Origin of the sequence: Pseudoalteromonas aquimarina (assembly GCF_049257255.1) — a bacterium.
GTDB lineage: Bacteria > Pseudomonadota > Gammaproteobacteria > Enterobacterales > Alteromonadaceae > Pseudoalteromonas.
Genome location: NZ_JBMMUG010000004.1, coordinates 106,037 through 130,274 on the forward strand (window position 1 = coordinate 106,037; position 24,238 = coordinate 130,274).

A 24,238-nucleotide genomic window follows, 5' to 3' on the forward strand; every position below is an offset into this window, starting at 1 on the left:
AAGTGAAATTATATCGTAAATAATGGATTATTACTTTTAGGTGTCCGGTGAAAAAGCTAATTGGATTAGTAATTTTATTGACGATCTTATCTACGTTAATTGTTTTAAATAGCCCTTCAAAGCAAAGTACAAAAAGCATTTCTAACAAACCGGAGTATTTATTAGCACCAACAGTGCCTGAAAATTCGGCAGAAAAAAACAAAAAAATAAGCTTTGTAGAAAAAGAATATCCAACACATGCTCCCAGTGAGGATATGTGCTCAAATTTAGACTACGAGCAATATCAAGCAAAGCAATCCTTTATGAAGGAAATTGAAATTTCGGCTGGGAAATTGCTGGAGCAAGGAAATGCTACCGAAGATGTTGCTAATGCCATTTGGCTTATAGAAAACTGGGATCAAGCACAGCGTTGGTATTACAGGGCTAAAATTTGGCAATCAACTAAAAAGTATAGCGATTTTTTTAAAAGAACAAACAATGGTGAGTCTTTAGTTTATGCTATAAACGATTATCAAATCGAGAGGGATGCTATCCCTAGTTTGGATTCTTCGATAGAAACTTTTTGGAATAGTTATTCACTTAAAGAGTTGGAGTTAGCTTTTAAAGAGAACGCCAGTGCTGATGAAATCCTATTATCTATCACAAGCTTGTTTTCAAATGTGCCAGAGTCGCTTTTGAATGACCCTATCGTAAGCCCACTTTTAACTTTAACTAGAAGCAGCATAAAGCAAAGACGATTTGATGTGGCGATCAAATTGTTAACGAATTACCCAAATCTGACCAATGTAGAAAATAGTTACGAGAACCGCTTTAGTTTGTCTATATTACAAGCAATTAAGCAATCTGGAGTAATTCATTCGAGTGACCTACAAGTATTAAAAGACCTGATCCTAGCTAGCAGGTTATCTGACCAATCGATTAGCTATTGGCATGAAACATTTTGGCTTGGAAGTAATGAGTTTGTTCTTGAAACGATAAACGAGTTGAATCAAGTTGGAATTGAAATTAATTATATTCATACCAACGACTTGAAAGCTGAAGAAAAGAGCGCTTTGATTCAAAAACCCATTTTAAAATTTACTGATGAACAAAAGGCACAACTTAATCAGTGTTATGCAAAAAAAGAGTGGTTTAAAAGCAGGCAGTTAACAATAGATGAATGGAAAACATATTCAGATAGCGAGTTGATTAAGAATGTAAAAAGCTCTCAGGAATTCAAATATTGTGAAAAGCATAAGACTACTTTTAACAACTTAAAAGCGTTAACTACAAAACCAAATCAACAAGCTATTAGTTATGTTCAACAATATTTGGTTGATAATAAAATCAATGATGTAAGTAAGTTGTCATTAACGGATGTAGCAAATAATTCTCTATCAGAATTAGATAATGACCTGCTTATATTAATGTTAACTAATCTGTTTGTAGATTCAAATTTATACACTGAGCAACAGATCTTAGACAAATTTAAAGAGATTGACTTTACTTTGTCACCAAATAATTTACATATTTTCCTAATATTCTTAGACACTAAAGCGTTAACTATTTGGCTTGATGAGGTAAATTTACCTGAACAGGTAGCTCAAGTGTTACTTAACAGGCTTGCATCTCAGGGAAATTTTGCGCTTTTTAACACGATTGCTAGTAAGGCAGAGGTCGACCTTTCGACTATGACAGGTTTAGACCCTTTTTATTTTTTTATCAGTGACTTTTCTTTATTTTCAATGTCCATTGGAAAAAATGAAAGCCGTAGAGACAACAATAAGTTTTTTGAGTATTTTCAAAATAATGGCTATCGTAACGATATTCAGCACCAACGTGCATTGTTAAAACATAAAGAGAATAAAACGGATGCATATAAAACGTTAATCAAAGAGTTTCCTGAACTAACCACCAGCACTCACCAAAATTATTTTAACGTGAGATGCATCTAGTTTTCTTTTTAGAATATAGACGTTTTAGCGTTGTTACACGTATGATGGTATGCAGTAATCTAGAGGTATTCAATGCGACGTTTAATCACATTATTTATTGTTATCGCTTTTTTGAGCGGGTGTAGTAATTCAAATTGGCGAACAGCTAGTCGAGAACCTGCTGGTATTGCACCAAATCCAATGCTGGTTAATGATGCGGTTATTGAATTTTATGGAGCAGACGCCTTTAGTTGGCGAGGCTGGTTTGCCGTGCATACTTGGCTTGCTATAAAACCTGAAAACGCAAAAGAATATACCGTATATGAAGTGGTGGGTTGGCGTGTAAAGCGAGGATTACCAGCACTTAAAAAATATACCACTACAACACCCGACCGTTATTGGTATGGCGCAAAGCCCGAAAAAATCCTCTCAATTACAGGCGAAAAAGCCAAAAAATTAATCCCAGATGTAATTGCCGCGGCCGAACGTTACCCGTGGGCAAATGAATACACGTTAGTGCCAGGACCAAATAGTAATACCTTTCCAGCTTGGATTGGCTTACAAGTAAAAGAACTGGAATTGGAGATGCCATTTAGCGCAATTGGCAGCGGTTATGCTGAAAAATGATAAGAAATTGAAAAGTTGGATTTTTGCTCTCGTCACCAAATTAAATCATAAAAAAAGAAAGCGTAAAGCTTTCTTTTTTTGTGATTAATTTTAGATTAGCTTTGTTATTGACCTATCCCTATTACATAGCCATTTGCCGTGTTGACTATAATCGTTGGAGTGCCATCACCAGTTACATCAGCAATGATTGGATAAGAATGTTCGCAACAATCTCCTAAATCCACAGACCATAAAAATTGTCCTTTACCAACCTCATCTCGTCCAACTGCAAATAAATTACTTTGAATAACAAAAACACCTTCATCGTAGCCATCGCCATTTATATCTCCTGTTGCCACCGAGTTCATTTCTGGCCACTCACAAGATTTTGGTGCAGGTAAAACCCATTCAATGTTTCCATTTGCAGAGTTATAAAGGCGGATCTCTTCTGCATCTTTTCCACATTGGCCCACAACTAATATATCTTGTCGATCTTTAGAGAGGAAATTTCCTACCCCAGCAAGTCCGGCTTGAGGTAATCCTTCATAAAAAGGTGTTTTCCACCTCACATTACCGTTAAAATCTAAAACTGCTAAAGTGTCATCGCTTTTTGTATAGAGAAGCTCTTCAATGCCATTATTATCAAAGTCAATAACACTAATTGCCGGTGACTCTAAAACAGAATACTGAAACAAAGAATTTTCATCATTATCAAAACTCCATCTATTTAATAAAATTTCACCGGTAGTTCCATCTATTACTGAAAAAAGACTTGATAATGTAGATAAAACTTCGTCGCTCCCATCTCCATCCCAATCAAATGAAGGCATATTACTTCCACCTGCTCCATAAATATCGCCAAATGAGCTGTATCTACCGCCAGTGTCAATTGTCCAAATTGATTCACCAGTAAGACCATTTAAGAGGGTTAGGTGATCACTTGCGCTCTTTGCTACACGATAGCTAACCATCACATCTTCATATTCAAGACTAGTAAAATTTCCTGCCAACCAATTGGTAATGCCGGCTTCGTTCCAAATCGGTGTTGCTCCGGGAGTGTTGAACTCAGCTTTCCAAAACAATGAACCATCATTCTTAATAGCTTTTAAAAGACCAAGACCATCATTGCTACTAGTTGCTGTTACCAAAAACTTCTCTGTTTTACCTTGTGCAATTAACATGCTACCAAAGCCATTTATTGTAGCAACCGAACGCCTTGCATCCCCATTTGTCATACCTCTACCTTTAGTCTGCCATTTTTCTACGGGAGTTCCTGAACTCACATCATAAGCTCTGACATATTCTGAAAAGTCTTGCGTTAACAATAAAGGGGGAGAACTTGAATTCAATTTGGCACTTACACTTGCTGTGAGTAAATTCCAATATGCTGCCTGATGACCATCTGGCCAACGACTTCGTTCACTCAAAATCAAGCTTGGGTCAATATAACCTGAAATAGACAAATTACTCCTATCTGCTCTGTTTGCTATGGTTTTAATTAATATTCCCAATTCATTTTTATTTGTTGGAAAAGAAGTAATTGACAGATTTGCACCTGAAACTACAGCGACTTGTTCAGCTTTGCCATTAACCCACTGATATAGCTTAATAAAAGAGTTGTTGTCCGACATCATTCGATAAGTAGAGAATGTCATTTTTTCATTAAATTCTCTAAAGAATAACGTTCTTCTCTCATGTGTTGCACGGCTGTTAGTTAATAAATCAAAGTTCGGAAGAGTAACCCAATTAAAACCTTCGGTTTCTGATTGCCAGATTGAAGAAAAGCCTGATTCAGTAAAGCTCAATATTTCAACAGGGCCATTCTTAGGGCTAGCATGTCCAGTTGTTTTTGTTAAAAATAATTCATCTTTTCCATTTTTAGTTAAATCTCCAGTTCCTGAAATATGCCTATTCTCCAAATCGAATTTTAAGTCACCTGTTACGGAGTTAAAAACTAAAGTGTGCCATTTTTCATCTCCATTTTGGTTAAATATAGAGGTTACAATCTCTAAAGAGTTATCACCGTCTAAATTTACGACAGGGTTTACGCCAGTGTCATGTTTAGCCTTATTTATGAATGTTCCAGCTTCAATCTGATAATCCCATTTTTCAATTAATTGCCCTTCTTGCCAATCCAAAACCGAGACGAACATTTCAAAATCGCCAAGTATTACAAACTCTAATTCAGGATCCGAATCAATATTTCTTGCACCAAACCAACCATAGGCTCTTCCGGTCGTCTTACCATCATTCCTCTCTTCATCTTGAGAGAAAACGCCTGTAGCCTCAATCTTTCCGGTTTTCATATTAATAATATAAACTTCGTACCAACCAAGCGCTGCACCCTCTAGTTCACCATCATTGTCGAAATCACCGACGATGAGCTGTCCGTTTGTTGAAGTACTGTTAGTGAAGCCCCTGAGTGGTTGGGTTTCCCATACTTTCTCCCAACCGGCATCTCCCAAAGTCAGTAAATAGCATGGAAGAGCATCACTTCCGCCAGTACCAACTTGAAAAAGTCCTGTATCACAAGAAAGTAACTCCGAGCCTGGATATTCCGAAAGAAACTCCCCCACTTTTTGACGACCCCCCTCACTTGAAGAAATAGAGAGAGTTGTGCCATTTGGACGTCTTGCTTCATAGTATGTTTCTCTTACTTCGAAGTCGTTTTCAATATTGCCATTATATGGTCGACTGTAACCTGATGTGGGGATCGTGAACGTTTCAGTTTTAGATTCTGCAGAAGGAGTTAGAGCTACGTAAGATTTACGTTTGCCTAAATCTATTGTCCATTTAACTTTGGGGCAGCTTATGTCTCCAACAAGTTCTGTTTTCCTCGTATGTTTTCGATCTCTATAAGCCTGTAACCACTCTCCATTTGCATTAGGATCTTTATTTATACTTGCGGTATTGGGAGACAGAGCAAAGCATTCAACTTTCGTATTTGGTAAATCTTGGCCAAGATCCCAAGTTACGTCTATTGGGACGTCTGTTATTAATACTTCGACAATATCAATACTCGAATATCCAATAGTATCAGTTACGGTTAGTTCGAAATTAAGTATTGTACTGTCAAACACTTCTGGTGCATAAAACTCTGGAGAAGAAGAGTTTTGTGCATATAATTCAATTGATACACCTGATATCTGTCGCCAACTATAATTTAATCCTACTTTATTGGTATCAATACTTCCGTTGGCTGACAATTGTACTAATTGTCCTTCTTTGGCTTCAAAATCTTCGCCAGCCTCAGCTATTGGGGGAGCAAAAATCGTAATTGACTTTGAGGTAGGTTCACTTGATAAAGAACCATCGTTGATTATAACGTTAATCTCATAGACACCAGCATTATTAGGGGTAAATTTAACGGACTCAGTCGTTGTAGAAGAGAGTGATGTATTACTGCCTGCGGGGGTTTTTAACTCCCATTGGTAATTTAATATTCCTGATTCGAATGGTACTGAATCTATAGCTTTAGCAATGATTTCGCGATTTATTTGATGGTTTTCTGTTGGAGTTATTGATAATTCAACAATAGGTTGATCATTTACAGCGGTAATTGTTATAGAAACCTTGCCTGTTGCACTACCTCCTTTGTTATCTGTAACTGTATATGAAAATACGTCGGTTCCATTATAATTTTCATTTGGTATATAAAAAACGTCACTGCCGACAATTTCTACTTCACCGTACTCAGCCTTACCTAAAGTTGAAAATGATAGCGTATCTCCATCTGCATCTCGTGCTAAAGCTATTAATTCAGAAGTCGGAATTTTGAGCTCATTGTCTTCCTTTACTTCAGTTTGGTAATCACTAGTTGTTGGAGCAGTATTTGGTGGATTTTTATTACCACTTGATTCACCTCCACCACACGCAGCAAGAAAAAGTAAAAAGATGAATAGGCTCAAGAGTTGATAGGAGGTTTTCATTAGAGCTCCCTAAACTTAGGAAATTTGTTCTATTGGCTAGAAAGCGTAGAACAAATTAGAAAAATGACCTAGTTTTAGGGAGGAAGCACTTATTGTTTTAAAAGAAACAAACAGATTTAAAGCGCTTGCCCACCAGTTGTCAGTTTTTTCTCTAAACGTGATAACTGTTCAGTAAGAGCTGTTTGGGTAAGTTCAAGCTGTGCAATGGTGCCGCCAATTTCTACTTGTTTTGCATCGCGGCCTTGCGATTGTGCTTTTAACTCATCCAGTTTTGAATTTAAGGTCGCTAATTTCGTTTTAAGCGCGTTCGCTGCTTGTTGTTGTTCTTCTAAATAAGACAGCTTTAACGTAAGTTCTGACTGTGCTTGTGACAAGGCACTGATTTTAGCACTGGCATCACCCACAGCTTTTGTTTGTTTAGATTGGTTGCTGGCCGCTAACTCTTCAAGCTTTTTAATATCAGACTGGTTACGACGCCACGCAGAAGCCCATAACTTGTCCATTTGTGTCCAAAGCTCGTCAGTACGCTTACTCAAAGCTGATAATTTGGCTTTAATGGCACCTGCAGATTCACCCATTTCTTCACCGGTAGCAGAAAGCGCGCTTTCTAATTCAGTAATACGCTGTTCGGATGCGACTAACTGCGCATGAGTTTTTAAATTTTGTTGATGTAAAAAATAACCGCCGGCAGATAATGCTAAAATTGCAGCAAAACCAAGCCATGTTGTAATGTTGCTTTGTTTTACAGGTGTGGTTTGTTGCACTGTATTTTGCTGTGGTGTGGCTGATGAATTATTTGCTTGAGAAGAAGACTGCTTTGTATTTTCAACCTGGCTTAAATCGGGCACTTTACTAAATAATTCAGGTTCAATTCGTTTGTTCACAGTTCTTTCCTATTTCTTATTTTCTTACAACGTAAAGCAGCTTACTGTAAAACTCAACAAGATGGAATCAACAAAAGATAAAGAGATTTAAACAAGCACTGATAGTGCGGTTTATTATCAAAAAAACGAAGGCTTTTTAGCGTCGAGAGGTAATTAATTTTATTTAAAATGAACGATTACACGTTTTCAGGGGGGAACGTGTGAACATTATCTCAGTAAAAATATCTAGATCTCAAAATATTGCACACCTTGATAACCTGCATTGGTAATATGAACTTCAAGTGACGCGCCGTTTAAAATATGGTTTTGCAACTCTTTTGCAAAAACTTCTAAATCACGCATTAGCTGAGGTGCTACGTCACCACCTTGATAAACCGGGAATTTTAACATCCACTGACCTGCATCTGTTTTTTTCAGTAAGAATAATTCACCTGTTTTACCTTGGTAAAGATTCTTATCTAATAGAAACTGATGAATTTGCTGCGCCATTTCTTCATTAACACTTGTTGTGTCATAAACAAACTTAGCCTCACCATGTTGGATGTAATCAAAGTCATTGCTTAACACAATAGCCGCGACGACTAAGGAAATACTTATTACCGTAATCATTAAGCCTTTAAGCATAAATTTTCTCGTATATTTAAAAACCAAAACGTATTGTAATAAAATTAATGTTCAAAAAGCAGTTTTTAAGATAAGTAGCAGGGCGTTTTAAAGAGTGAAACATCATCATTTTAAAAACGCCTTTGTCATTTATTTCGATTAGATTTTTCTTGTCAGCCAGTGCATAACATTCAATAAAAATTGCTCATTTTGTTCAGCCCCTTCGGCATTTAACCCCATTTTGATTTGCTGGTCTTTTTCGCCACTTAATTGTGCTGTAAACATTGCCGCTTCACCAAAAACAGCAATACGCCCTTTATGAAACTCTAATGTTGCCCCTTGTAACCAACCTTCAGCATCGATTTCGGCGCGTGAAAATGCACTAAAATTAGGTAAGTCCCAATCCTTTACGTTCTTTTCATTCAACGCATTGGCAATCACTAAAATATCCGTTTTATCAAGTTGCTCTTTACTAAACTTTGTTGTGCTTTGCGTTAAGTTAAAACCATTAATTTCTAATATTTTGCCAAAGGGTTTATAGCGATCATCTAAGGTATGAAAATTAAAATGCGCTGCATCAAGAGTTACTTTAGGCGCGTTTTGGCTTTGGAAGGTTTTGACAGTGTTTTTCGGAGTAAAGTTTGCGTCAACAATTTGCTCTGCAAAGAGAGGGTTCGACATTAACCAAAGACATCCAATCAATAATTTTTTCATTACATTTCCTTGTTTATGTAGCTGCTTAGTAATGTACATTGAAAAGCTAAATTAATTAATCGTATAAAGTATATCAAATTTTTTAATGTAGAATTAACAATTTATTTGTTATTGACGCAGGTTACAAAGTACGCAAAGATCCAAATCACTCACGCTACCAAATTCTTTATTTCATTTCATATCTAAACAACTGTGTTAATTTAAATTTATAAAAGAAATAATAAATAAAGAAAGTATGCGTAAAGAGTTTTAAGGAAAATTATTAAACAAGGAACAATATGAAAATTATTAAAGTTATTGGAATACTTATTTTATTTGTAATCGTTTTTAATCGACTAGCCTCAGTTATTCTTCAAAAAGAAAACGCAGACTCCCAAAATGAACAGAAACAAGTTGATGAATTTAACATTTCTGAAATGATATCTTCTTCTCGCACAATAGTGCTGCCGGATGGAGGGGGAGAAATCGATTCATTTAAAGTCGATGTAGATGTTTGGAGTATCAAAGTGGATGACTATGATGATGTTCTGGATACAAATTTTGAAAAATACAACATGTCTTTATGTCAAAATGCATTCAGTATGTTTTTGAAATTTAAGGCTAATGAACAATTTCCTGATGAAAATTTAACTGAGACACTTCTAAGTGAGAATTCTGGTTGTGGCGGTTACAGCGATATATATATTAAAGATGAAAAAATTGTTTTAAGTGTTTTAGAAGATATAAAAAATATTTTTTATAACCATACCTACTTTGATAAAGAAATTTCACGCTTCAAAGCTGCAGCTTTAAAATGCGTTAATTCAGACGAAGGAGGTGAAGGATATTTTTGTGAAGAAATAAAACGTTTTCCTATTCATGCACTTGAGCCACTCTATGATTATGACGGTGATAATGAAATTCCTCTCGATCAATTCACCCGCTGTTTTGATGACGCACTTGCTTTAAGTGATGATAGTAATAAAGTTGAAGCTAGAGAGGCTGCAAAATTAAAGTGTAAAGCGGCATGGTAGTTGTCTGGTGTAGGTAAAACGCTGTTATTTAAATGTCGAATTTACAACAGAGTGATTCGACTTTTGTTTTGCAGGAAATTATTACTTCAAAAAAATCTTAGCGTTAAATATTAAGGATAATATATGAAATACGCATTATGGACCCTATCAGTATTATATTCGTCTTCGGCTTTTACGGCTGATTTCATACAGCAAAAATCGCACTGTATCGACGCTGCGAATATTGTTAAAAATCAAAATTATGATGCTTTCACGCAGCTTATCCCAGAACAAATACGTGACGAAAAGGGAGCAATAAAACAACTTGTTGATAAACAAAATAACAAGTATACGAAGTCACGGTACGCGGGTATTAACAATTTTATTATCGAAGACTATGAGCTGGTAGAAAACCCAGAGAATCATCGCTCTAGATCAGTAAGAAAAAGTTTTCAGAAGTGGCAAACAACCCAAGTGTTAAAAGTGAATTACAAGTTTGACACGACAGTAGTAAGAACCAATAAACCGCAGTCGGTAGGAGGGTATTGTTTGTTCGCGTTTATAAATGATGGCTGGTATATGACTAACTTACTTAAATAATCGGTAAAAGTACGTAGTTTTTTGCACTCTAGCCTTTTAAGATTTTAAAAGGCTTTGGTGCCTGTGACCGCCGTTTAATTAATTGGTGCTTTATTTTTAAGACTCTACACTTTATGTAACAAGCATATTAGGAGAGTCTTATGCCACTTTATATGGATAGGCATTATGCAAAAGAAGCAACTCGCCAAGCAATCGAACTTGCTCATGAACAGGATTTAAAAATTCAGCAGCAGTATGATGTAAAATTTTTAACCTACTGGTTTGATGAATCACGAAAAACTACATTTTGTTTGGTAGAAGCACCAAACCAAGCACTTGTGCATAAAGTACATAATCTTGCTCATGGTGACGTACCTCATGAAATTATTGAAGTAGATAAAGCATCGGTATCACTTTTTTTGGGTCGAATTAACGACCCCGTAAATAAAGCGACGGGGCATACGGAACATTGTGATGCGGCATTTAGAGTGATTATGTTTACTGATCTAGTCGATTCAACCGCGCTAACCAGTAAGCTAGGTGATGATGAAGCCATGTTTTTATTACGCATTCATAATTCATTTATTCGAAACGCTATTCGCGCGCATCAAGGAAATGAAATAAAGCATACTGGCGATGGCCTAATGATCACATTTTTAAATGCTGATAATGCCCTTCAATGTGCAAATGCTATTCAGCAAGCGTTTGCTTCTTATAATCAAGAGTGCCCAGAAGTTGAGTTGCATGTGCGCATTGGTTTAAGTGCCGGAGAGCCTGTAGAAGAAAATAGTGATTTTTTTGGCAGAGCAGTGCAACTTGCTGCGCGCACCTGTGATGCCGCAAAAGCAAATGAAATATTATTCACAAGCGAAGTGTACGATAATTTATCAGATAATAAGTTGTGTGTGTTTAAAGACAATTTGCTATTTAAAGGTGTTGATAAACCAATCCCAGTTTATAGTTTGTAATGAATAACACGCTAAGTGCTTGCACAAGTATATTTTCAAGCGGGATTTTAAGTTTGTTTTTAGCTGGCTAAGGTTTTACCAAGTCAGCTCATACAAACTCCAAACAGATGATAATAGTTAATGCTAGTGCGCTAAATTTAACGTAAAATAGCACCATTATTTGAGTTTATAAGCGCATAAGAATGCGGGCTTATAAATCCACTTCTTTTACTCAGCATGCTTATTGCACACTTGAGTATTTCTTATTTGAAGGCAACCATGAAAAAAACATTCGAATTAACGCATCCTAAAATCAAAATCGCAAGGCGAGTTGATGCGGTAAAGCATGAAGTTAAAAAATACATCAAGCGTGAGCGCAATAAAAAATTGCCACAAGGTGCTGACTACTGGGACTTTGATTGTAAATTTGGTAACACTGAAGCAGAAGCGGAAGTAGTGCATTTATCACAAATCAATAAGATGATTGATAAAACCCAGCTTGAAAACTTAACCTCATTTTACATTGAAATTTTAGCAAAGCCTGCAGTGCGCCAAGCTAAACCATCGCATGATGATTATGACTTTGAAGATGATTATGACTTTGAAGATGATTATGATGACGAGTTTGAAGACGAAGAGTAAGACTATTATTAAATAGTGTTAGTTATTGAAAAATAAAAACCGAAGCAACCAGCTTCGGTTTTTTTGTGCTTTCTCACAAAAAATAGCCTGTCTAGGCTTAGCGACGTTTTCGTTTATTTGATTTTTTCTTGTTAGATGAATCTGGCATTGGCTCGAAATTGCCATATTCATCGTCGTCAAACTGATGTTTACTCGCTTTTTTATTGCTTTTTTTGCTCTTAGTTGGTGAGTTATCTTTTGCGCTGCCCCACATTTGCTCTGCACGTTGCCTGCTTGGCACAAAGCCTGCGACAACGTCACGTGAAAATTTGCGATTAATTAATCGCTCGATGGCGTTTAATTGCTTTACTTCGTCGTCACTAAAAAGCGATATAGCTTGCCCTTTTTTACCAGCGCGACCAGTGCGACCAATACGGTGCACATAATCTTCAGCTACATAGGGTAAATCAAAATTGATAACACAAGGCAGCTGATTAATATCAATACCACGCGCAGCAATATCTGTTGCTACAAGCACATTTACCGTCTCGTTTTTAAACTCAGCAAGGGCGATTGTGCGGGCATGCTGTGTGCGATTTGCATGAATAGAATCCGCTGAAATCCCAGCGCTTTTTAATGTGTTAACTAACGCTTCAGCCCCTTGTTTTGTGCGGCTAAATACCAGCACTTGTGGCCACTTTTTCTTTTTCAGTAAATGAATAAGCACATCTGTTTTTTGATGCTTATCAACATGATATAGCATCTGTGTAATGTTTTCTACGGTACTGTTTGCGGCTTCAACTTCAATTAGTACTGGGTTTAACAGCATGGTTTCTGCAAGTGCTTTAATTTGGTTTGTAAAGGTGGCAGAAAACATCAGTGTTTGGCGTTTTGTTGGCAATAGGGCTGAGATTTTTTTGATATCATCAATAAAGCCTAAGTCCAGCATGCGATCCGCTTCATCGAGTACTAATAGAGTTAGCTGATCAAAACTGACAGCGCCTTGCTGATATAAATCCATTAATCGCCCTGGCGTTGCGATAAGCACATCTACGCCATTTTCAAGTGCTGCAATTTGTGGCTCTATTCTTACTCCGCCAAACACAGCCAGCGTGCTCACATCTAAGTGCGCTGCATAATTGTTAATGCTGGTGGCAACTTGGGCTGCCAGTTCGCGCGTTGGCGTGATGATAAGCGCGCGAATATGTTTTGCTTGGCTTGATTGTTGACCGGCTAATAGCTGTAACACGGGAAGTGAAAAACCGGCTGTTTTTCCCGTTCCAGTTTGGGCAATGGCCATCACATCTTTGTGCGCTAAAATAGCAGGTATGGCTTCACGTTGAATGGCTGAGGGTTCTTTATAACCTTGCTCGGTAATAGCCGTTAATAATGCGTTGGTTAAACCTAAGTTATTGAAGCTCATACAAGCTGTTCCTGATAAGTGCTGTAAATTAGTGTACTGACACGCTTTAAAGCTAAAGGGAGAATACTAATTTTAAACTGTATTTGGCTGATTTTGGCAATTCTACCACTATTAACCACATAAACCGCCAGTCTTCGCACAATTAATCGTTGTTAAAGTCATTTAGTGGAAAAGCAAACACTGTTGAGCGTGTTAAAAAGGAAGAGAGTGAGCTTAGGTTAGCGGATCTAACTTGATTTCATTATCAAGGTAAGTAATTTTTGATGGGCCATAGTCCCTGTTACAAACAAAGTGTTTTTGTTCAATGCATATCTCTACACCCGACAAAATGGCTTGTGTTGCGCTTACGGCAATATCACTTCTATGTAGCGAAAGTTTATTATTCTTCGCTTCTATTACTTTAACCAGTTTTTCGACTGCGTCTAAATAACGGGCAAGTGCTTTTTTAAGACGTGCTAATTTATCAGAGTAGTCTTCATCGCGGGAAGCAAGTTCTGAAATTAGATATTTTATTTTTCGAACTTTTGCAAGATAAAGGTGCTTTCGTTCAGTAAGTGCTTTATAAGTTTCTTCTAGTCCTTCAAAAGAGTAATTAAAATTAATGGTCATATGGGTTCCAGCGCGCGATCCTAGGCTGCCTGCCGAAACCGATTTTCCTACCAAAATATCACAACCAACCACTTTGCCATCGGCACGATCTTCTTTGCCAACCCACAAGTGGCCACTCAAACAAAACTTACAGTGTGAAGCAAATTGGCTCACGTGAATATCACCGTTCGCAAAGAGGTTAACGTATTGCACATGATGCACATTAATATTACCTCCAGCGATTATGGTGCAACTTTTATCTTCTTCATCGGTATTTTCTATGGCGTGGCCAATTACGCCTTTGCCAATGCTAACGCTGCCGCCTGCCTCTACGTAGGCCGACTCAACACTGCCAGCAACAATAATATCGCCACTGGCGCGTGCTTTATACCCTTCGCAAATATCACCCTGAACCATAATGGTTCCGTCAAAGCGGATATTTCCAGTACTCACATCAATATTGTTGATGTTAAATACTTTTACCACCGAGACACCATTAGGTTCGTGTTTAGGCATGCCATCAAAATCGGCAATTAAGGTTGATTCTAATTCATCAGCAAACACAGAACCTTCACTTTCAGATAAGGTGGCGGCTTGTCCTGCTTCAGGTTCGAGGGGTTTTTCAAGAACGGTAAAGCCTTTTTCCCCAAGTGTTGGCGGCACGAGTTCAGCTAATTTTTTGCCTTTTTGTACATAGCATAATTCGCCGAGCTCGCGCATATCCACATTGCCGTTTTCAAGCAGTTTTGGGCATAGCTTTCTATCGGACGGATCGGGTACTAAATAATTGATATAACCGTTTTTACCATTTACAGCAACTCTTCCATTTGCCACCATCTTGATCACTTTTTCCCCCGGCTTTGCAGCTTTAGCCTCATTAATAAGTTCGATGATTGACTCTTTTTTAGCTGTTTTTTTGATGCCATTGTCATTGAGTAAAGCAACAATGTCATTTGCACTAATATGTTTTCCGCCAAATGCCGTCGTAATTTCAATGGACGCTGACATTTCATCAGGTGATAAGGTTAATGCCATAGAGGCATCTTTTGTGCTGGCTATAACAGCAGTTACTTCATTGGGGCTATCTTCTTGTTTTTTCTCTTCAAGTGAATCAATTAAGGTTGCCAACTCATTTTCATCAAGCAGCATATTGCGGTAGTCAGATTGTTCAAATAATCGCTTTGCTTTTTTGAGATCAGGTTTCGGGGCTGTGTCGATTTCTCGGATCACTAAAGCCAGTTGCCTGGTGTTTTCGTTGTAGTCAAAGCTCATATTTGCCATAGAGCACCTTAAATTTAAGCGTTTAAAAAATCAAAAAAACAATAGATTCTAATTACTTTAATATTAGACACTTAATAAATAAATGCTTAATTTATGAACACGTTGAAATTAAGTGAAGTATTTGATTATTGGTACATTAACAGTAAGTAATACAGTGATGATTGGCGACGGGATCAAAACGGGCAGTCATAGTTAAACGTTACATAAACACTTCTGTTTATTTTTCAAATGTTTAATCTAGATTGTTCCCATTTCAGAATATTTTGAAACAATTATTTTAAGATGACTCTTGAGTCTAAATTTTGTTCAGGTAACAATCGAAAGCGGATAATTTACAAGGAATAATTATAATGAAAAAGCACTTTCAATTAGCCGCAGTCGCCTGTGCGCTAGGGCTTGCGTTGGCAGGCTGTTCACAAACAAGCACTACATCGCAAGCGGTAGAGGCAGTACAACAAGTACAAACACTAAAACAATATGATGCTGAAACTTTCTTTGACACCACCTCGATTATGGGCAGCAGCTTTTCACCAAATGGTGACAAAATACTGGTAAGCAGTGATGAAAGTGGTATTTATAGCCTTTATGCTGTTGATATTAAAACCGCAAAAAAAACACGCTTAACAGATTTTCAAGACAGTACCTATGCGGTGCGTTATTTTCCAAATGATGAACGCGTGATTTTTACCAAAGATTCAGGCGGTAATGAGCGCTTTCATGTGTATGTACGCGAAGTTGACGGCAGCGTTAAAGACTTAACACCGGGAGAAGAAACCCGCGCGCGCTTTGCTGGTTTCACTGAAGATGGTAGTCATTTTTACATTACCAGTAACCAGCGCGATGCTAAGTTTATGGACTTATACCGTGTTGATGCTAAAAGCTACGAAGTAACCCCTGTTTATCAAAATAAAATGGGGTTAGATGTGGGGGCAATTAGCCCTGACGGCCGTTTTATTGCGCTTTCTAAAAACAACTCAAACAAAGATAGCGACGTGTTTATTCTCGATACGATGAAAAAAACACTGAAACCAGAGTTAATTGCTGGCAAAGGTGTTGAAGCCACATTTGGCCCAGAAACCTTCTCGCGAGATAGTAAGGCACTTTATTACTCAACCAACGCTAAAGGCGAATTTGCACAGATTTGGCGCTACGATTTAACCTCGGGTGAACATCGTCTTGCACTCAAAGATGAGTGGGATGTTAACTTTATTTACTTTTCTAAATCTGGGCGCTACCAAGTGAGTGGTGTAAATGCTGATGCCAGCACTAAAGTCACTGTGATGGATACAAAAACAGGGCAATCGATTGCGATGCCAAGTTTACCTGCGGGAAATTTACGTGGCGTAAATTTCTCAGCAGATGAAAAAACCATGGCGTTTTACTTAAATTCCGATACGTCACCGAATAATTTATTTGTTTGGCAGGTAGGATCATCAAAGGCATCACAACTTACAAACAGTTTAAGTGCTGCAATTGATCAAAATGATCTGGTTGAAAGTACTATTGTGCGTTTTAAAAGCTTTGATGGGCTAGAAATTCCTGGTGTTTTATACAAACCAAAACAAGCAAATAGCAACAATAAAGTACCTGCACTTGTGTGGGTGCATGGCGGACCAGGTGGACAAAGCCGCACGGGTTATAGCGCCATGCAGCAGCACTTGGTAAACCATGGCTATGCTATTTTTGCGGTGAATAACCGTGGTAGCTCGGGCTACGGCAAAACTTTCTTCCATTTGGATGATAAAAAACACGGCACCGATGACTTACAAGACATTGTTTACGGTAAAAAACACCTACAAAGTTTAGACTGGGTAGATGGCGATAAAATTGGCATTATGGGCGGCAGTTACGGCGGCTTTATGACCGCCGCGGCGCTTGCGTTTGAGCCTGAAGAATTTAAAGTGGGTATTAATATTTTTGGTGTAACTAACTGGGTCAGAACGCTTAATTCTATTCCACCATGGTGGGAGAGCTTTAAAAAAGCGCTTTATGATGAAATGGGCGACCCAGCAACAGATGGTGAACGTCACCGCGCTATTTCGCCGTTATTCCACGCTAAAAATATCACCAAACCATTAATGGTAATTCAAGGCGCGAATGATCCTCGTGTACTGCAAGTAGAAAGTGATGAGCTGGTGGCAGCGGTAAAAGCCAATGGCGTACCAGTAGAGTATGTTTTATTTGATGATGAAGGCCATGGTTTTACCAAAAAAGAAAACCGCATTGAAGCATCAAATGCTTACCTTAAGTTTTTAAACACCTATTTAAATAACTAATTAACGTTTTTTAAATTGCAAAAAGCCGGAGTAATCTCCGGCTTTTTTGTGAATGCGAATAATCATAGAAAAGCTACTTTTAAGGGTTTTCACATTAGATTTTGGATAAAATGTTAAATAGTCGTAAGCCAGTTTAAAAACTGTTTTTTCTCGAAGGCAGTTTCAAAACGCACATTCTTACGCTCAGCATTATCGGTAAAGACAACGCTGTTTTTATTTACGGAGATGGATAAAATTGGCGGCTGAGCATTTATGCTAGCGGCACTAAATGTATGTATCATATTAGATCTTTTATATTTTTACTTAGGGGGTACTGTAAGACAAAAACTGATGGGTTAATTCAAGGAGGCGTATTATACCAATTCACTTAAGTAGCTGATCATCCTAGCGGACTAAATATCATGCTAACTGCGTTAGAATTTATCAATGTAGAACAACTACATAAGAAAAATTCCGCCTTGTTACCATTTCATTTATCCAGCGCTATCCCTGATCACATACTTAACAGAATTGGTATTACAGTGATGATAAGGCTAGTTGATACTAGCCCTGGGAGAGCACTTAATTATAGTGCTACAACATTTGAAGCTTGTGGGCCTTTTGGACCCTGTTCAACAGTGAATTGAACCTGTTGACCTTCGTCTAATGATTTATAACCATCAGAAACGATTGCGCGAAAATGTACAAACACATCTTTGCCACCGTCAGTTGGTGTTACAAATCCAAAACCTTTTTCTTGGTTAAACCACTTTACTACGCCAGTTACTGAATCAGACATATTGAAACCTTTTATTAATTAATTTGTGGTGAAATCTCACCGGATAAAGCTATAGATAAACAAGTAAAACAGTAACCAATAAAGCAAATATAGATACCAGTTCGACTTAGATTTAATAAAGAAGAAAGAGAAACAAAACGTGCAGTAGTAGATAAAGCTTTAAATTTCTAAAGCCTGCGCAGTGTACGGTAGTAATGTGAGTTTGTATACTTTTTAATTAGTTTTATTTATAAAAGCGGGTTTATTAAGAGAAACCACTTGGTGATTTCTCTTTGATAAGTAGACCTTATTTGAGCTTTTTTACTGCTTCAAGTACGTCTTCAGGTTCAGCTCTTAAGGTGTAATCTTCTTTTGCAAAGGCAAATTGAATTACGCCATTTTGATCGATGACATAGGTTGCCGGTAGAGGCAATTCATAGCTGTTATCGCCATTCGCTTTTGGAATATCAAGGCCAAGTTGGTGATACACCGGCACTAAACGCTCATCAAGGGTAAATACTAAACCACAGGCTTTTGCTAAGGTATTTTCAACATCTGAAAGTACAGTATACGCAAGCGCATTTTCGTTTTGGGTAGAAAGTGAATTGTCTGGTAACTGTGGAGAAACAGCGACTAACTGTGCGTTATGTGCGGCAAATTCAGCTGAAATTGCATTAAGCGCACGCAGCTCTAAATTACAATATGGGCACCATCCACCACGATAAAAACTAAGTACCAATGGGCCTTTTTCTAGTAACGCGTGTGAACTTACCAAAGTGCCATCGCTATTCGGTAAGATAAATGCTGGCAGCGTAACACCTACTTTAAGTGCATGCTGGCTTAATTGCGCCGCAATTAGTTTATCTGTAGTGATATCCATTAAATCTAAAATATCGCTACTAAGGTTGGTTTTCTTTTCGATTTCAAACGCGTCGATTTGGCTTTTTAATGTCATGTGTATTTCGCTTCTTGAGTAAACAATGTGCTCAGTATAGAGTTTTAATTTTTTAGATATACAATAGAAAAACGAAACCTAAATTCGAAAATGTTAAATCAACGCTATGTACAGTTTATGTGATTTAGAAACCTTTATTGCCATTGTTGAAAATCAAGGGGTGGTGGTTGCGGCAAAAGCACAAGGCCTTTCGCCTGCAACGGTCAGTCATCGTTTAAATAAGCTAGAAAAAGCGCTTAACACGGTGCTTATTTTTAGAGATAGCCGGCGTATGCGACTGTCGCCTGCTGGAGAGGTGTTTTATTTACGTGCGGTGGCAATTCTAGAGGCGCTATACGATGCAGAGCATCAAATTGGTGCTAGGGGCTCGGCCATTTCGGGTGTGCTGAGAGTCACTATGCCACCGTGGGTGTTTTCTAAATTTGTATTGCCTGCACTTGCAGCGTTTGAATCAAACTACCCCGACTTAAAACTCGATTTTATGATCACCGATCAATTTGTGAATGTGGTAGATGACGCGCAAGATGTGGCGATTCGGGTTGGGCAATTGGCTGACTCTAATTTACTGTCGCGCAAGATTGCCCGTAATTCACGTATTTTGTGTGCATCCCCCGCTTATTTGGCAAAGCATGGCACACCAAAATCGATAACCGATCTTAGTAATCACCAATGGGTCTGTTTACCATGGCAACGGCAGCTTAAATTTAAAGACAATGACCGTGTTATTAACCACAGTGTGACTACTCAACTGACGATTTCTAACTCAGATAATATGACGCAAGCGGCGGTTGCAGGGCTGGGCATAGCGATTAAATCACGCTTGGCAATACAAGATGAATTAGCGGCTGGACAATTAGTTGAGATTTTACCAAAGACCTTGTTAGATGATGACGCGCCAGTCTGGTTTTTAAAACCACAAAACAGTTTAGTTACCCGAAAAACCGAAGTGTTTTATGAATTTATGAAATCCCTTTTCCAATAAAAGTGGAATATCAGTTATTAGGTAATGGGTAAATACCGCTATATTTTCCAATTGATTGGGTATTAAGCGGTTGTCTTAGTTGCACTTTGCTGGCCGTTGCTGAAAAGTAATCTTTTTTATAAAAATCCAGTGATTCAGTGGTTTGCGTGAGGTTTAAAAACTGAAAAACCGCAGTTAATTGCGCCTTGGGCTGCTGTACTAACGATTCGTAATTTATACGTAAAAACTGGTTTGGATATTTGCTGCACCAATGTTCACCAAGGCGCACAATATCATCGTAAAAATGATTAATATGCTGCCAGTCATAACTGTAGTGATGAAAAGGGCTATTTGCTTGATATGCTTGACGAAAATTACCAATACACGTGTCGAATTTATCCCTGACCAGCCACACAATTTTAGCGTTTGGGAAAAGCGCTAAAATAATGTCAACAAAGTAAATATTAAACGGTTGCTTATCAATGGCATGCGCTGCTGGCGAGCTTGTTATCTCCCTTGCAAAACATTGGCTGTATTGGTTTAAGATTAGCTCAGCAGCTTTAGTGAAAAGTTGTTTAGCTTGCTTATAAAAGCCGGGTTTTACAGCCATTAGCTGCGGAATAAAACTAAGCTCACCCAGTGCTTTTATGGTGTCTTGTGTCGCCAATAATTGTTCTAGCAGACTTGTGCCCGAGCGTGGCATACCCACAATAAAAATAGGTGAAATGCTATTATTTACCGTTAATTGTGACAAATCACTAGGTAAATGCGATGCTGCAATAATACTGTCGCAATAGGCTTGATGTGCCAACGTATCAAAGTGCACCTGGTTTTTATTATGTTGTTTACTGTGATTAAAACACGTCCATGCCTTTTCGTAATCGGCATTTGCTTCATGATAAAGCGCTTTTGCGTGGTTTAGGTATTGATCCTTTGGCTCATGGCTTAGTGCATTTGTTAATTGCGTTGGCAGGGTATTATTTGATTTTGCTGACAGTTCAGCTAACGATAAATGCGCAAGTGACAGCATTGGCTGTAAATCAATAACCTTTTCGAGCAATGCTTTTGCTGTTGTTGTATCGCCAGCCATTTTTAAGCAAATTGCGTAATTTAGCGTTATTGCTGCGCTATCTGACGCTAGCTGATGCGCTTTTTCAAATTGAGCTAATGCGCGGTAAGGCTGATTTAATCGTAGCCATAAGTTGGCTGACAAATCGAGTTGTGATGCGTTATCACAGGCGCTATTTAACATTGCTTGTTTGGACTCTAAGATATTTTGACACAAGAGGAAATCGCTGGCGTGTAATGCCGTTTTAGCAAGGTGCAGGGCAATTGATAGTGGCGGGGAAAGTGAAAGCGCTTTTTTGATAATGTTAAGTGCTTTTACTTTGTCGCCCGCTAACAGATTCAATTCAGCCATGTAGCTCCAAGCTTCACAATGAGCCACGTCCTTTTTTAAAGCCGCGACTAAAAGTGCGTGCGCTTTACTGAGCGCACCTGTTGCAAGTAGTTGTTTTACTTGGCTGAAATCCGTCATTTAGAGTTCAAATGCATAGTTAAATTTAATGCCTATGGTACGAGGTGTGGTGACATAGTGTCCATACACGCGTTGTAATTCAGGCAATTGTTTAGACAGTTCAGGGAATTTGCCTTCACCAATCCATGATTTATCACGTCGTACTGAGGTTTGCGCATATTTATCAAACAGGTTATTTACATAGAATGTAGTTGACCATGCTTCACCCGCTAAACGTAAACTCAAGTTACTCATTGCAAAGCCAGCAAGGGTTTCACCATCTGCTTTTAAGCCGACTTTAGTAATCACATCACTTTGGGCAGTTAAACCATAGTTAAAAGTGAGTAACTTGTCGTCGAGTACTTCTGTATTGTAGGTAATACCAAACGACACCTGATGCTTAGGTGCACCTGGCAGACGATCGCCTTTTGCACCACTGTAGTATGGTTGGTATTTCGCTATCTCTTCAGGGCTGTAATCCTGTTCTGAGAAAACCGCAAATAACTCAGGTGCATCTTGGGTAAGCTCCGCATTTGCATATGAATAAGTTACGTATGTTGTAATATCATCGCTCAGCATTGCACGTGTTGCTAATTCAATGCCCTTACTTTGCGCCTCACCTGCGTTTGAGGTGATAATCGCCTTACCATTTACGGTTGCTGATTGAATTTGCGCATCATTCCAAAGCACATTAAATGCCGCGATATTTAAATGCAGTTTGTTGCTAAACCAGGTTGATTTTAAACCAAGCTCATAGTTGGTTGTGGTATCTGGCTGATAATCAACTTCGTGCGGGAGCGCACAAATAATTTGTTGCTCTGGTAGCTGCTCTGGGCAAGACATCACCCCATTACCACCACCTAATCTAAAGCCTTCACTAATTGTGAAGTAGGTCATGACATTACGCTGCCATTTGTAATCAATATTGAATTTGAAAAGCGAACCATTGTCACTGGCTGTCACAAGTTCCATGGGTACTTGGCTGATATCACTAATATCACCTGAATAAAGTGGGGTAACAGCACCTGAACGCGACTCAATATCATACTCGTAAAAACGGGCGCCAATGGTTGCATTTAGCTTATCGCTAAAGGCGTAACCGATTTCACCAAAAATAGCGTGTTCTTGGTTGGTGTATTCGCCAAGTGCTAAATATTCAAGGTCTTTTTCAATATTAGTAATGTCGCCGCCCCAAAAATCAGTTAGTCCTGGAGTGTATTCGCGATCATCTGAGCTGCCGTCAGTTTTGCTAAAATAAACACCTGCAATCCAATTAAGAGCGGTGTCGCTTTTTGACACTAAGCGTACTTCTTGCGTAAATGTTTGCGTTTTACTGGTGTCGTCTGTGATTGCAACGAAACTTGGAAAATCAGAATAACCAGGCCAAATATCGTAAAGGAGATCAGTCTGATCGCGTTGACCTACTTGATCATACTGAGTAAAGCCTGTGGCTGAGACTAAATCGGCAAACTCTAAATCGACCTCTAGCTCTAAACTTAACAGCTCATCTTCTTGCATGTTAGGTTCAAGAACACGGTAAGCTGACTCATATTCGCCAACTTTATCTGCCAAAGGGTTTGTTGTTGCTAATGACTGATACTGGCTAATGCTATTAGCGCCATTTTCTTGCTTTTGATAAAAGTAATTAAGAGTTGCAGCAAAGGTGTCTGTTGGCTCAAAACGTAATGACACTCTTGCTGTGGTAATTGTTTCGTCGTTTGCATCTTGATATTGCATTAGGTTATTAGCAACGTCTTCGGCATTTTCCCAATTTGGATCGGGTTTACTCACGCCCGGATTTTTTACCACATAGTTATAGTCGATAAAGCCAGGTTGTTTGAAGTAGTTGATGCTGGTTCTGAGTGCTAAGGTATCGTCAATTAGCGGCAGGTTTACAATTGCACCAAACTCACCGCCTTGATTTTCGCTTTGTGATAATGCAAATACATCGCCGCTTAGCTGTACTTCGGTGGAATCAAGCTCCGGCTTTTTTAACATGTAGCGAATTGCGCCACCTAAGGTACCTGCACCATAAAGTGTGCCTTGTGGACCAATCAAAACCTCAACACGTTCAATATCGGTTAAACGTAAATTTACACTAAGCGGAATTTCACCTAAATAGGTGGCTACTGTGCCTGAGTCTGATGCGCGTTCAGATGAATTTGTATTCAACCCGCGAACAATGATTGGCGAACCTTCACGGCCACCTTGATCAGTAATTGTTAAGCCTGGTACCCAGCGCGCTACAGATTCAAGATCCGTAATGTTCTGTTGCTTCATCACATCATTATCAACTGCAGTAATATTCAAAGGTGCTTCTTGAACAGTACCTTGACGCCTAGTTGCAGTCACTTGAATGGTTTCAATCTCAGCGCTTAACTGCGCTTGTGCCTGAACATGTGTACTTGGTAAAACAGCTGATGATACCGCAATGGCGATCAGTGATGGACGATAAAGCGAAAACACGTAAACCTCTTAATTTAAATAAACAGCATTTTGAGGGCGGTGATTTTACTCATATTTATTCAAAAATAAAGAATTAATATTCACTTTTTGTGGTTTTTTATTAATTTTTAATGCGGCGTGCCTTTTGTTATCAAATTATTGTTGTTTTGGTTACAAAAGTAACATTTGATAACGCAATTTTTTAGTTCGCTTTGAGCTTTGAATGTTTGATTACACGCAAGTACGTA

19 protein-coding genes are annotated in these 24,238 nt (G+C 38.3%); 8 read left to right on the plus strand and 11 right to left on the minus strand.

Annotation, left to right across the window (positions count from 1 at the left end; translation table 11 throughout):
* The first annotated feature begins 47 nt into the window (after nucleotides 1-47).
* Both AAEU29_RS11230 and AAEU29_RS11235 read left to right on the plus strand, forming a co-directional pair.
* Nucleotides 48-1,934: a hypothetical protein gene (locus AAEU29_RS11230; protein WP_421973422.1), complete on the plus strand. Its 1,887-nt coding sequence runs from the start codon at nucleotides 48-50 to the stop codon at nucleotides 1,932-1,934.
* Between the two features lie 72 nt (nucleotides 1,935-2,006).
* Nucleotides 2,007-2,540, plus strand: a complete 534-nt coding sequence (locus AAEU29_RS11235; RefSeq protein ID WP_421973423.1) for a DUF3750 domain-containing protein — start codon at nucleotides 2,007-2,009, stop codon at nucleotides 2,538-2,540.
* A 104-nt stretch (nucleotides 2,541-2,644) separates the two neighbouring features.
* Here the strand turns inward: AAEU29_RS11235 and AAEU29_RS11240 are convergent, their stop codons facing one another.
* From AAEU29_RS11240 to AAEU29_RS11255, 4 genes are all read right to left on the minus strand, one after another.
* Nucleotides 2,645-6,448, minus strand: coding sequence for an Ig-like domain-containing protein (locus AAEU29_RS11240; protein WP_421973424.1), 3,804 nt, complete (start codon nucleotides 6,446-6,448; stop codon nucleotides 2,645-2,647).
* Between the two features lie 116 nt (nucleotides 6,449-6,564).
* The gene (locus AAEU29_RS11245; protein ID WP_421973425.1) at nucleotides 6,565-7,332 is read right to left on the minus strand and encodes a hypothetical protein; all 768 of its coding nucleotides are present in this window, start codon (nucleotides 7,330-7,332) and stop codon (nucleotides 6,565-6,567) included.
* 225 nt (nucleotides 7,333-7,557) lie between these two features.
* On the minus strand, nucleotides 7,558-7,956 hold the full coding sequence (locus tag AAEU29_RS11250; RefSeq protein ID WP_421973426.1) for a hypothetical protein: 399 nt from the start codon (nucleotides 7,954-7,956) through the stop codon (nucleotides 7,558-7,560).
* A gap of 138 nt (nucleotides 7,957-8,094) precedes the next feature.
* Nucleotides 8,095-8,649, minus strand: coding sequence for a hypothetical protein (locus tag AAEU29_RS11255; RefSeq protein WP_421973427.1), 555 nt, complete (start codon nucleotides 8,647-8,649; stop codon nucleotides 8,095-8,097).
* Nucleotides 8,650-8,927: 278 nt separating this feature from the next.
* On the opposite strand from AAEU29_RS11255, the gene AAEU29_RS11260 reads away from it, so the two are divergent.
* From AAEU29_RS11260 to AAEU29_RS11275, 4 genes are all read left to right on the plus strand, one after another.
* Nucleotides 8,928-9,662: a hypothetical protein gene (locus tag AAEU29_RS11260; RefSeq protein WP_421973428.1), complete on the plus strand. Its 735-nt coding sequence runs from the start codon at nucleotides 8,928-8,930 to the stop codon at nucleotides 9,660-9,662.
* Nucleotides 9,663-9,785: 123 nt separating this feature from the next.
* Nucleotides 9,786-10,241 (plus strand): hypothetical protein, encoded by a 456-nt coding sequence (locus tag AAEU29_RS11265; protein ID WP_421973429.1) that lies wholly within the window; start codon nucleotides 9,786-9,788, stop codon nucleotides 10,239-10,241.
* A 140-nt stretch (nucleotides 10,242-10,381) separates the two neighbouring features.
* A complete protein-coding gene (locus AAEU29_RS11270; RefSeq protein WP_421973430.1) occupies nucleotides 10,382-11,188 on the plus strand; it encodes a nickel-binding protein in 807 nt (268 codons plus the stop codon).
* A 258-nt stretch (nucleotides 11,189-11,446) separates the two neighbouring features.
* Nucleotides 11,447-11,809 carry a DUF6172 family protein gene (locus AAEU29_RS11275; protein WP_421973431.1) on the plus strand — a complete coding sequence of 121 codons (363 nt, stop codon included), beginning with the start codon at nucleotides 11,447-11,449 and terminating at the stop codon, nucleotides 11,807-11,809.
* A 97-nt stretch (nucleotides 11,810-11,906) separates the two neighbouring features.
* Here AAEU29_RS11275 and AAEU29_RS11280 read toward each other — a convergent pair whose 3' ends face one another.
* On the minus strand, nucleotides 11,907-13,211 hold the full coding sequence (locus AAEU29_RS11280) for a DEAD/DEAH box helicase (RefSeq protein WP_421973432.1): 1,305 nt from the start codon (nucleotides 13,209-13,211) through the stop codon (nucleotides 11,907-11,909).
* A 213-nt stretch (nucleotides 13,212-13,424) separates the two neighbouring features.
* Complete coding sequence (locus AAEU29_RS11285) at nucleotides 13,425-15,080, minus strand: flagellar assembly protein A (protein WP_421973433.1); 1,656 nt, start codon at nucleotides 15,078-15,080, stop codon at nucleotides 13,425-13,427.
* A 350-nt stretch (nucleotides 15,081-15,430) separates the two neighbouring features.
* Here AAEU29_RS11285 and AAEU29_RS11290 point away from each other — a divergent pair, with 350 nt between their 5' ends.
* Nucleotides 15,431-17,356 (plus strand): S9 family peptidase, encoded by a 1,926-nt coding sequence (locus AAEU29_RS11290; protein ID WP_421973434.1) that lies wholly within the window; start codon nucleotides 15,431-15,433, stop codon nucleotides 17,354-17,356.
* 113 nt (nucleotides 17,357-17,469) lie between these two features.
* Here the strand turns inward: AAEU29_RS11290 and AAEU29_RS11295 are convergent, their stop codons facing one another.
* From AAEU29_RS11295 to AAEU29_RS11305, 3 genes are all read right to left on the minus strand, one after another.
* Nucleotides 17,470-17,637 (minus strand): hypothetical protein, encoded by a 168-nt coding sequence (locus AAEU29_RS11295; protein ID WP_199775893.1) that lies wholly within the window; start codon nucleotides 17,635-17,637, stop codon nucleotides 17,470-17,472.
* A 284-nt stretch (nucleotides 17,638-17,921) separates the two neighbouring features.
* Nucleotides 17,922-18,134: a transcription antiterminator/RNA stability regulator CspE gene (gene cspE / locus AAEU29_RS11300; protein WP_372765976.1), complete on the minus strand. Its 213-nt coding sequence runs from the start codon at nucleotides 18,132-18,134 to the stop codon at nucleotides 17,922-17,924.
* A gap of 286 nt (nucleotides 18,135-18,420) precedes the next feature.
* Complete coding sequence (locus AAEU29_RS11305) at nucleotides 18,421-19,068, minus strand: peroxiredoxin-like family protein (protein WP_421973435.1); 648 nt, start codon at nucleotides 19,066-19,068, stop codon at nucleotides 18,421-18,423.
* Between the two features lie 106 nt (nucleotides 19,069-19,174).
* Here AAEU29_RS11305 and AAEU29_RS11310 point away from each other — a divergent pair, with 106 nt between their 5' ends.
* Nucleotides 19,175-20,050, plus strand: coding sequence for a LysR family transcriptional regulator (locus tag AAEU29_RS11310; RefSeq protein ID WP_421973436.1), 876 nt, complete (start codon nucleotides 19,175-19,177; stop codon nucleotides 20,048-20,050).
* 10 nt (nucleotides 20,051-20,060) lie between these two features.
* Here AAEU29_RS11310 and AAEU29_RS11315 read toward each other — a convergent pair whose 3' ends face one another.
* Together AAEU29_RS11315 and AAEU29_RS11320 are read right to left on the minus strand one after the other, a co-directional pair.
* A complete protein-coding gene (locus AAEU29_RS11315; protein WP_421973437.1) occupies nucleotides 20,061-21,566 on the minus strand; it encodes a tetratricopeptide repeat-containing sulfotransferase family protein in 1,506 nt (501 codons plus the stop codon).
* A complete protein-coding gene (locus tag AAEU29_RS11320) occupies nucleotides 21,567-24,011 on the minus strand; it encodes a TonB-dependent receptor (RefSeq protein WP_421973438.1) in 2,445 nt (814 codons plus the stop codon).
* Nucleotides 24,012-24,238: the final 227 nt, after the last annotated feature.